The following is a 10,097-nucleotide window of genomic DNA, read 5'->3' on the forward strand; positions in this document are numbered from 1 at the left end:
TGACTTAATGACTTAATGACTTAATGACTTAATGACTTAATGACGCCATGAAATCATAACACGATGGTGTCATGCTTGCTCACGAGTTAAAAGCATCTCGGCTGGATCGCCTATTACCAATATTGGAACAGCTTTCCCTCGAATATTGGATACATCAACCGGGCCAAAGTATCTGCTATCAAAACTGCCTGAACTGTAAGTAGAGAACAGCCAGATTTCATTCTCTTTGGTGAGATAAGTACCATCAGGCCATGCCTGAATCGTTGGCATAGACCGGGTATTAGGTAAGAACCTGCCATTTATTGAAACTGGCAACCCTTTCCGAATTGTCACAATGTCACCCTTACCAACTGCAATGGGCTTAAGTAAGGTAATAACATTCGTTGGACAATTGCCTGTAGCGAGATAACCCTTATCCACCATAACCCTGATGATTGATAAGTCCGGTGGACATACTTCTACAAAATCGCCCTTCTGATAGGTTACAGCCTCTTGCACTCTCCACAAACCAACCGGTGCAGAAGCAGTGGTATTTAACCGAAAACCCAAGGAGTGAAAAACTGCCGTTACAGAGAAGAGACACGACGTAAAGGTAAGCGCAGCAATACCAATTAGCTTTGGCCGGATCATATCGACAGCCTGAAACCTTCTTTCTTTGGCGGAAAGTTACCAGTAATACGTTGAGAATTCTTTACCGTATCTGTGTATTTAGGCGGCTCAATTTCTGAACGTTTTCTGAAAACAGGATCACGGAAGTACAGAATCTGGCGTCCACGAATTACAGGGTAGCCCGCTACAAATACCAGCATTTCCCCAGGCTCGACAATGTTATCCTTACTATCCTTCTTGGGGCCAGGTAACTGCATGATTTCATCCGTTGTCATTAACGGTCTTTGAACCTCCTGGAAACTGCGGGAAACCTGCTCAAGTACCATCCCGAAGCGCTTCCCGGATTCATTGACTTGTTCCTTAATGACGGTTGCCTGTCCAGCCATTTTGCTCATCCATTCCGCTGTTTCCACTTTATTTGGTGCATAAGCAACACGCACATGACAATTGGAAATGATACTTTCAAAATTGGTATACGCTTTATAGAGTTGTTGCACGTCTTGCGTAATGATGTAGGCTTTCATTCCATAACCGGCAATGAAAGCAAGAGCGCTTTCAAATATCTCCAATCGACCCAGTGTTGGAAATTCATCTAGCATTAATAGCAACCGGTGCTTGTGTGATGTTTTAGAACGCCCGTTATCAAATTCCATGCGGTCAGCCAGGCTACTGACAATCAGTGTTAAAAGCAGCCTGGCCAATGGCCGCATACGATCCGCATTGCGCGGCGTAGTTATGAAATACAATGATACGGGCCGGTCGTGATCCATCAGATCGGATATACTGAAATCGCTGCGCGATGTATTTTCACCAACGATTGGATCACGATATAAAGATAACGCTGTGTTGGCAGTTGAAATAATACTTCCGAGTTCTCGCGCGGGTGTATCCAGCATTCTTCGCCCCACGCCGGCTATTACCAGTTTCGCCTCTCTATCAATCTGATCTTTTACCGGAAAATCGACATCCCTCATTTCGGCAAACAAACTGTTTAAAGCCTTTGGGTCGCCATCCGCATCTTCGGCAAGATTATCTTGCGTATCGGGTGCTGCAAAATCACCCACGCCGGTTAGCATCAAGGCACAATCAGACAAACTAGGAAATCTGCCGACACCATCACTCTTGTACAGGGAATGGAGAATTAAACCAGTCAGTAATTCGTAAGCAGCAGAACGAAAATGGTTACCTTCAATCCCTTTTCCATCGCTATCTACAACCATATAAGCGATATTTTGAGTATCACTTACCTGAAAACGGGTTTTGTACCTGATTTCGTTTAATGGATTCCAACCGCAACTTTCTCCGGGTTGGGCCGGGTCAAAACGCAAAATTACATTCCCCGCTTCTTCCCGCCTCCACCCTGCTGTGATTGCATAATTCTCTCCCTTTCTATCCAGTACGAAAACGCTATGCGGCCAGCTTAATAAGGTCGGGATAACCAGCCCAACGCCTTTACCCGATCGGGTCGGTGCAATGGCACAAATATGTTCTGGTCCGTCATGCCTAAGGTAATAGGTCTTTTCCCCATTGGGATCATCAAATGCACCACAGTAAACACCCTGTCCACGTTTACCTGGTTTGGATATTAAGCCTGTTTCCTGAATTTCCTCGATGCTGGCAAAGTGCGCTGTCCCATGAACATCGGTGTGCTTGCGTGAGCTGCGTGACTTGACACCCACAACGATGACAAATGCAACCATACCAATCAGTACACCGACAGAAAAAATGATAAATGCGTAGTTATAAGTATCGGGAGCGCCTTGATAGAACGTGAACAGCCATTTCCACCAATCAAAGGGGTTATAAATATTTGCATAAACAGGTGTGCCAAGTGCCAGGTGATAACCCAGCCGATAGGCCACAAACTGCGTACACAGGCTATTTATCGCTACCAGGTAAATGGCGAGCCAAATTACCCCATACCCTCGCGCGCGCATAATTGAAGTATTTTGATTGTTCAAATCTCAATCTCTTTTGATTTACCAATAAATCTTCCCTGCCTGTCGATAAAAACAGATCTTCCTATCTTCCATCTGCTTGCTTTTGCCACCACTCTTGAGCTGCAGGGCTTGACCAGCATGTCATTCCCTTTTTTCAATAAAAGCACCTCACTACCATCCATCATTTTTCGGCGTCCCTGATAAATTGCTTTGCCCGCATCAGTAACCATCCACAGCCGGTGATACTCCAAAGAATGCTGCCTGTCTTTCAACACATTCCTTTTTTGTATCCACTCAATGACTGCTCCTGAGACCTGATCCTGGTTTCCAGTTAGAACCCCATCTTTGTCTTCGGGCACCTTTGGGTAATCAGGTTTGTTCAAAACTGCCACCTGATTAACTGGTATCTTGTTGATCGTTGCCACTCGTTCAAATGCTGTAACTCTCTGCTGCCGATGCTGTTCCATAACTGGATCAACAAAAGTAATATTCAGCCGATGAATAGCTGCAAGCTCCGATACCTTTTCACAGAAATCTTTTGTACCTTCCACTATTAAAGCGCGCCCTCCGAATTTTTCTACAGCCAAAGTAAGCGCAAACAATGTAGTGACTGTCGATACCTTTCCAGTCTGGATATGATCCTTTCTATCCATGACCGTGCCTCCATCAGCAGTACGGTAAGAGACTGTGCCATCCTTTCGGACAGCAGGATTGAATGCCTTGAGTAAAATCGATTTTGTCAGATTAAAATCGCCCGCCGCTCTCAGTAAATCTCCCCGGAATCGCCTCTCTCTATTTTCTCTACTTCGTAATACTTCCAGTGCATCCCTATCCCCGGCCATCGCCTTTTGCATCAGCCAGTCAGACCAGCTCGGCATAACCGCATTTGATAAGACTTGCTTGCGTTTGCGTTGATTGGATGCCTGGTGATTCTTTCTGGCCAAAACAGCCTGTCTCCTGATATCCGCTCCCATCATTTTCCGGATCACTCCTTTATTACCCAGTTTTAACATTACCTGTTGATGGTTTTTCCAATGACGTAACTGCAACAAATACGCAGCGCTATCCGTTCTTATTTTCTCCAGTTCTTTCTTTCTGGTTAATAAACAAAGCTGTTTCTCCCGTTGGTACTGAGAAAAAAGATTGGCACTGGAGGGATGATGATGCACTGGTCGCGATACATACCCCGGTTTCTGTTTCCATTGTCCTTTTGGTACTTCGTATGGCCCAAACCTGTCAGTCATATTTTTCATTGAAAAATCACGCTGGCACTGACTGGCTCTAACCCATAAATTACTCCTGACATCCCCAATAATCAGCCCCGTTCCACGTGGCTTCATCAGTAACCCATACTCGAACAAAGCTGCGTGTACGCTTTGCCAGTCTTTGGCTTCAGATAGTTTCCTGCCAGCGTTTTTTGTAATGTATGTAGCTAGCGTCTCTATCCCGCTTTGATCCTCGATGCTCTTAATCCTGCTGGTTACTCCTGATCCTCTTCCTACTTCTTTGCCTTTAATTCCGTGATTTGTACGCTCCAGTCCATATTTGATCTCTAATTGTTCGCACGCCTGCATCAATCTTTTCTGGTCATAGTAGGGTTCTATATTTTGCAAACCGATAGGATGAACCTTGTTGATCGCAACATGGACATGCAAATGATCAGTGTCGATATGCACGGCAGAAACACGCTGATGATCGGCATAGCCAATTGATTCGCAAAGTGCATCCTCTATCTCGTGCAGCACGTTAAGTGATGGATGCTCACCTGGCGGAAAAGAAAAAACCAAATGATAGGTTTTTTCCTTGCCTGATCTTGTATTACGCGCTTGTGTTGCCAGGATCAGGCAGGTGGCATCTGCCGGATCATCCGTATGACAATTGGTTACACGTACACCACTAACCTTTTCTCCTTTCTCGTTAGGATCGGCATGAAGATCAAGTACATAATCCGCTGTGCGCTCCCAGTTTCTCGGATCAATTCCTCCCTTGGCATTAACGATATATCTTGTCAAACGGGCAACATTGGATGCCGTCCTTTGCCTGGATTCAATCCGTTTTGCGATCATGCAATGCCTTGTGCATCAGGTCGCGCATGATCTTTTGCAGCTCCCTGAAATCATCCATCATGTTTTCCACAGTCATCGGCAAGGCTCCTTGACCGCGTTTTTCCGCTAACCATAGCTTTAACAATCCGGCTACCCGTCCAAGATCGCCATTCACTTTTACCAGATCTGTCACCGCTTCCAGATCAAGCACAGATCTGACAGGAGTATTAAGACCCAAGGCGCGAAGATAGGCCGATTCTTTCATCCCTGAATTAGATGCAGCTTCACCAATCGCCGCTTTTTCTTCTGGTGTTACCCATACTTTGATGTGAACCCCCCGTGGACGACCACCGTGGGGTTTTTTTAGATTTCTATCGTTTTCCTCTGCTGCTTTCATAGCCTCCTCAGTTCTGTTTCTGGCGCGGCAGCGACTGTCGGCCTCGCAGAGCAAGATTAACGTTGAGCCAAAGGCGAATAAGTGAAGGTAATGTTAGCCAAAATGCGTAGCATGTAGGACTACATTACACATCTTGCCTGCTTATTATTTGGTATTATATGCAATAAATTAATGCGAAATAGATTTTTATTTGTGAATTGCATTAAATCTCATACAATATCTTAAGATTGCAAATAATCTTATTTAATATCAAAAAGCATCTATCATTTGCTGATAGTTGCTTAACAAAGGAGGGCTATAGATTAGAATCTTTTGGGGCACCAAAAAGGAGAAAAAATGGCATCAAAAAGGAGAAAAGGTGAAGGTCGTGTCGCTTTCCTCGCCAACCTAAATAAATTTAGAGAACTGCTCGACGCAGGATATACGCAACGCACGATATATGAAGATCACATAGAAATACTCGAAATTAGCTACGCACAGTTCAATCGTTATGTAGGTAAATATTTAAGAATTAAGGAACGCTCTAATGAACAGCAAAACAAAACAACAACCGAAAACGGAAATCCCAGAAAAAAAGGAATCCCCTTCTACCATGATCCAAACGCCGCAAACTCAAGGGACGACCTCATCTGACAAGACAAAAGAGACGAAACAAGTGCATCTCACCTTGCAGGGAAAGGGGGGTGTGGGAAAATCATTTATATCTGCTCTATTAGTGCAGCACCTCCGAAACAAAAATCAACCTGTTCTCGCTATAGATACTGATCCAGTAAATGCAACATTAGCCGGATACAAGGCATTTAACGCCAAACGACTGGAACTGATAGAAGGAGGCAGTTTGATTGAAAGAAATTTTGACAAACTGGTTGAGCAAGTGATAGCTGAGGATACTAATTTTGTAGTCGATAACGGCGCTGCATCATTTATACCTCTGTCCTACTACATCGCAGAAAATGATGCTATCAACGTGATAGTAGAACATGGGAAAAACGTAACCATTCACACCGTTATAACTGGCGGACAGGCAATGAAAGACACGCTGGTTGGCTTTGCATCTCTGGTTGATCAAATACCCGGAACTGTCGATCTAGTTGTTTGGTTAAATGAGTTTTTCGGGGATATTGTTGCTGATGGAAAAACTTTCGAGGAAATGAACGTCTATCAAAGTAATAAACAACGGGTGAAAGGGATCATAAGAATTCCTCGCCAGACAAGCAGCACGTTTGGAGAAGATGTTAAACAAATGATGGATAGAAAACTAACGTTTGATGAAGTAGCACAATCGCCAGAATTTGGACTAATGGCAAAATCACGACTGGCAAAAGTTAGAAAAACAATCTTTGATCAACTGGCAATTGTCCTCTAAAGCGAAATCTCCGCTATGATTGATTTTGAGGAAATCAGAAAGCAGATCGCCATCAAACACAACGTTCTCCTTGATAAGGATGATCCCATTTTGGTCACCATTACCATTAATGAGATCGTGCTGAGCCGCTACCTTGACTTGGTAACAGAACGATATAGTGATGCAAGTCGGGACTTAACAATAGCCCTCCTTCACCAGCAAGAAGAATCAAAAAGAATCGCCGAAAAAATTATTACAGAAGCTTCTGATTATGTTTCCAATCAAGTTCGTCAGTCTGTCGAAGAATCAATATTAGAAGCGAGCAAAAATCTCAAACAGCAATCACTAGGCAATAATATAGCCAGCAGCAACTACTATGCACAAAAGGCAGAGAAGAAGGCAACTTTGGCTACTATCATGGCTGTCGTATCAACAGTTGTTGCTGTCGTAGCTCTAGTTGTTGTAGCACTCAATTAACATGGTTGCATGGTTGCATGGTTGCATGGTTGCATGGTTGCATGGTTGCACAGTATCAATACACCTGTAATACAAACAATTGCTTCTTAAATATTTGTTCAGGTTAAGGCGGTTGGAATTTCTCCAAGAGTCGTTGTATAAGAAGGGGTACGTCGCTGCTGGTTCATCGTCCATACCTTTTTTTCGCTGCCCACTCCAGCACTGCCATAAATGATTGTTCCTCTGCCGAAGCGGTCATTGATCTCATCAATAGCGTGCATTAACCGCTCGTCGCTATCAAGTACTGTCTCACCAAAATCCAGCTCTGCCTGTCTGGTTTGAGCGTTGGTCAGATCCATTAAAACAATGCCCGCTTTGGTGAGATCGAATCCTGGTTTATAGATCTTCTTGAGGCCATGTAAAGCAGCATTTATCAAATTTTTGGTATCGGATACTGGACGAACCAACGGCACGGTGATTGATCGGGCATATTGCGGTCTTGAACGGTGTTTGCTGGTATGAATAAATACCAGAATGGTTGAAGTCTTGCTTTGTTGCTTGCGCAGCTTCTCGGCTGCCCGTGAAGTGAACTCCGTAACGGCTTCTATCAAGGAAGCAAGATTGTGCACTGGCTGGCCAAATGTGCGGGTATAAGCAATTTCTTTCTTTGGTGTCGGTACTTCCTCCAATTCAATGCAGCTTTGTCCGCGCAATTCTCGCCAGGTACGTTCCAGGACAACGCTGAAACGTTTTCTAACGGTTCCAGGGTCAAGTTCTACGAAATCTTTTACTGTTTTAATACCTGCTTCCTTGAGCTGCTGACTGATGCGTCTGCCGATGCCCCATACTTCCCCCACATCTGTCATCTCGAAAAGGAACTGGCGTTGACGTTCATTTAATTCAGCCAGATTGCAAACTTGTGCCAGCCGGGTAGGGTAGCTGCCTGGCTTTCTGTCTGCATCCTTGGCAATATGATTGGCGAGTTTGGCCAATGTTTTGGTGTGGCCGATACCAATACAGGTTGGTATTCCAGTCCACTGCAAAATTTTGGCGCGAATCTCACTTGCCCTGTGTGTCACATTGGAGATCCCCTGTAACCCGATAAAACACTCGTCAATCGAGTAAATTTCCTGTTTGTCACCCAGTTCAGAAGCCAGGCGCATCATGCGCAGGCTCATGTCTCCGTAGAGTGGAAAATTGGGTGAAAGAGAAACCAGCCCGGCTGATTGCTCCAGATGCTTGATCTGAAACCACGGTTGCCCCATTTTGATACCCAGCGCCTTGGCTTCTTCACTGCGGGCAATAGCGCATCCATCGTTATTAGACAGTACAACCAAAGGTACTTTTTGCAGACGAGGCTGAAAAATTCGTTCACACGAGCAGTAAAAGTTATTGCCGTCGATCAGCGCAAACATGATGTTTCAGAATTGTTTAATGCAGGAAGTGACCACTCCCCAGACTTCCAGTATTTGCCCGTCCTTGAAAATAATATCTTTATAGTCCGGATTAGCTGGTTGCAACCTGGTTTCTCCATCCAGGAGATATAGGCGTTTGCAGGTAAATTCTCCATCCACACAGGCGATCACGATCTTGCCATGCTCAGGTTTTACAGCTTTATCTACCACCACAATGTCACCGTCATCAATTCCAGCCATTGTCATGGAGTGGCCTTTTATTCGCATCAAGAACGTTGCTTCCGGATGCTTGATCAGCTCATTAGACAGATCAATGCGTTTGAGCAAAAAATCATCTGCCGGGCTTGGGAAGCCAGCACGTACTCCAGAATAAAGCGGAATATAAACAGGTTCACCAACCTGTACAGGAACAGGTTGGCTATATTTCAGTACCAACATAGGCAAGTTCATTTTCTGGCGAGTCAAACTGTTCCTTATTCTAATTCTTTTTACTGAAAGGTATGACCATGTGCAGTCACTACGAATCTGTACGAGAACCTGAACGCCTGTTGCGCTATTTTGGTACGCAACTTCCTCAGGATATTCGCTTTGATGTCTGGCCGACGTACACCAGTACCTTCATCATCCATCCGGGCGAATCCGAATCGAGAGACAAAGCTATTCCTGATTTTCTGGCATTAACTGGCCAATTTGGATTAATTCCACACTGGGCTAAAGATACAGAATTCGGCCGTAGAACATTCAATGCCCGGTCAGAGACCGTTGCCGAGAAACCTAGCTTCAGAAATGCGTGGCGCAACAAACAGCGCTGCATTATTCCTGCTGAAGCGATTTATGAACCGGATTGGCGTAGTGGCAAATCCATTCCCACTCGTATCACCAGAAAGGATGGAGAACCGATGGGAATAGCAGGGCTATGGTCTACCTGGGGTAAAGAGAGATTTTATTCCTTTACCATGCTGACCATTAACGCAGACGATCATCCAGTCATGAACCAGTTTCACAAACCTGGTGCTGAAAAGCGCATGGTAGTGATTCTACCAAAAGCATCCTATAAAGACTGGTTGACATCATTAAACCATGACGCCATGACGCATTTACGTCAATATCCAGCCGACAAGTTAATCACCCAGCCATAACTTTCTGGTGTACATCTTTCCTTGAATTCAGTACCGGGTATAGGTGCTGAATCCACTACTTACTAAACAGAATATCAACTCGTCCAGCAGCTCTCCATCGCAGAAATAGGCCAGTTATACCGTTTTCCTCGGCCTCAGGAACGTCCCCTATTTATTTCATTATATCCCTGTATTTATCGGACTTTAGCATGTAAACGGCCCACGTTTCACGCCATCTCCATCAGTCTCCATTTAATAAGGCAGGGATATGACCACTCCATTACAAGCGGTGTTGGCTCACATTCGTGAGGTAACTCCGACAGTACGCGACCAGGGCACCAGCTTTGAAAAACTGATGATTCAATATTTCCAGACGGAGGCATTCTATAAGTCTCTGTATATCGAAGTATTGTTCTACGCGGATTGGGTTACACGCTACGGTGCACAAGCAAGTATCGAAAGAAGAACTGATACTGGCATTGATCTGGTGGCGATCACCAAAGACGGTCGCTTTCATGCGATCCAGTGCAAGAACTATGCGCCGGACTATTGCATCAAGAAATCAGATATCGACAGTTTCTTTACTGCGTCTGGTAAAACTTGTTTCAGTGGTCGCGTCATCGTAACCACTACTGATAATTGGTCGAGCAATGCACAAGATTCACTGGAATTCCAAAATGGGGTCGTCTCAGAATTCGGAAAATAAAGCACGCTAAGGCGTAGTCACCCCGTGACTCCCCCGCGCCGATGCAGCGAGCTTCGTTCCGTCTTG

Annotated in this window: 11 protein-coding genes; 5 read left to right on the top strand and 6 right to left on the bottom strand. The window is 44.8% G+C overall.

The window, feature by feature from the left end; genetic code table 11:
- Positions 1 to 69: 69 nt before the first annotated feature.
- The 4 genes from C8R14_RS11270 to C8R14_RS11285 are packed head-to-tail and all read right to left on the bottom strand — an operon-like array spanning position 70 to position 4,991.
- Positions 70 to 630, bottom strand: a complete 561-nt coding sequence (locus tag C8R14_RS11270) for a S26 family signal peptidase (protein ID WP_011630655.1) — start codon at positions 628 to 630, stop codon at positions 70 to 72.
- Positions 627 to 2,570: a type IV secretory system conjugative DNA transfer family protein gene (locus C8R14_RS11275; RefSeq protein WP_041353903.1), complete on the bottom strand. Its 1,944-nt coding sequence runs from the start codon at positions 2,568 to 2,570 to the stop codon at positions 627 to 629. The genes C8R14_RS11270 and C8R14_RS11275 overlap by 4 nt, the downstream gene beginning before the upstream one ends.
- Positions 2,567 to 4,615 carry a TraI/MobA(P) family conjugative relaxase gene (traI, locus tag C8R14_RS11280; protein WP_011630653.1) on the bottom strand — a complete coding sequence of 683 codons (2,049 nt, stop codon included), beginning with the start codon at positions 4,613 to 4,615 and terminating at the stop codon, positions 2,567 to 2,569. Before traI ends, C8R14_RS11275 begins: the two co-directional genes overlap by 4 nt.
- Positions 4,596 to 4,991: a plasmid mobilization protein gene (locus C8R14_RS11285; RefSeq protein ID WP_011630652.1), complete on the bottom strand. Its 396-nt coding sequence runs from the start codon at positions 4,989 to 4,991 to the stop codon at positions 4,596 to 4,598. The genes traI and C8R14_RS11285 overlap by 20 nt, the downstream gene beginning before the upstream one ends.
- Positions 4,992 to 5,327: 336 nt before the next feature.
- Between C8R14_RS11285 and C8R14_RS11290 the strand changes: the two genes are divergently transcribed.
- Genes C8R14_RS11290 through traM form a run of 3 tightly spaced genes read left to right on the top strand, consistent with a single transcriptional unit; the run spans position 5,328 to position 6,813 of the window.
- Positions 5,328 to 5,624, top strand: coding sequence for a TraK family protein (locus tag C8R14_RS11290; RefSeq protein ID WP_074455839.1), 297 nt, complete (start codon positions 5,328 to 5,330; stop codon positions 5,622 to 5,624).
- Positions 5,518 to 6,357: a nucleotide-binding protein gene (locus tag C8R14_RS11295; protein ID WP_218117878.1), complete on the top strand. Its 840-nt coding sequence runs from the start codon at positions 5,518 to 5,520 to the stop codon at positions 6,355 to 6,357. The genes C8R14_RS11290 and C8R14_RS11295 overlap by 107 nt, the downstream gene beginning before the upstream one ends.
- 15 nt (positions 6,358 to 6,372) lie before the next feature.
- Entirely contained in the window at positions 6,373 to 6,813 is a 441-nt protein-coding gene (gene traM / locus C8R14_RS11300; protein WP_011630650.1) for a conjugal transfer transcriptional regulator TraM, read from the top strand.
- 98 nt (positions 6,814 to 6,911) lie between these two features.
- On the opposite strand, the gene C8R14_RS11305 is transcribed toward traM, so the two are convergent.
- Complete coding sequence (locus C8R14_RS11305) at positions 6,912 to 8,207, bottom strand: Y-family DNA polymerase (protein WP_011630649.1); 1,296 nt, start codon at positions 8,205 to 8,207, stop codon at positions 6,912 to 6,914.
- Positions 8,208 to 8,213: 6 nt separating this feature from the next.
- Complete coding sequence (locus C8R14_RS11310; RefSeq protein WP_041353902.1) at positions 8,214 to 8,645, bottom strand: LexA family protein; 432 nt, start codon at positions 8,643 to 8,645, stop codon at positions 8,214 to 8,216.
- A 68-nt stretch (positions 8,646 to 8,713) separates the two neighbouring features.
- Between C8R14_RS11310 and C8R14_RS11315 the strand changes: the two genes are divergently transcribed.
- Positions 8,714 to 9,346, top strand: a complete 633-nt coding sequence (locus C8R14_RS11315; RefSeq protein ID WP_011630647.1) for an SOS response-associated peptidase — start codon at positions 8,714 to 8,716, stop codon at positions 9,344 to 9,346.
- Positions 9,347 to 9,593: 247 nt separating this feature from the next.
- Positions 9,594 to 10,031, top strand: coding sequence for a restriction endonuclease (locus C8R14_RS11320; protein WP_011630646.1), 438 nt, complete (start codon positions 9,594 to 9,596; stop codon positions 10,029 to 10,031).
- Positions 10,032 to 10,097 lie beyond the last annotated feature (66 nt).

This window comes from Nitrosomonas eutropha (assembly GCF_003201195.1).
Classification (GTDB): Bacteria; Pseudomonadota; Gammaproteobacteria; order Burkholderiales; family Nitrosomonadaceae; genus Nitrosomonas; species Nitrosomonas eutropha.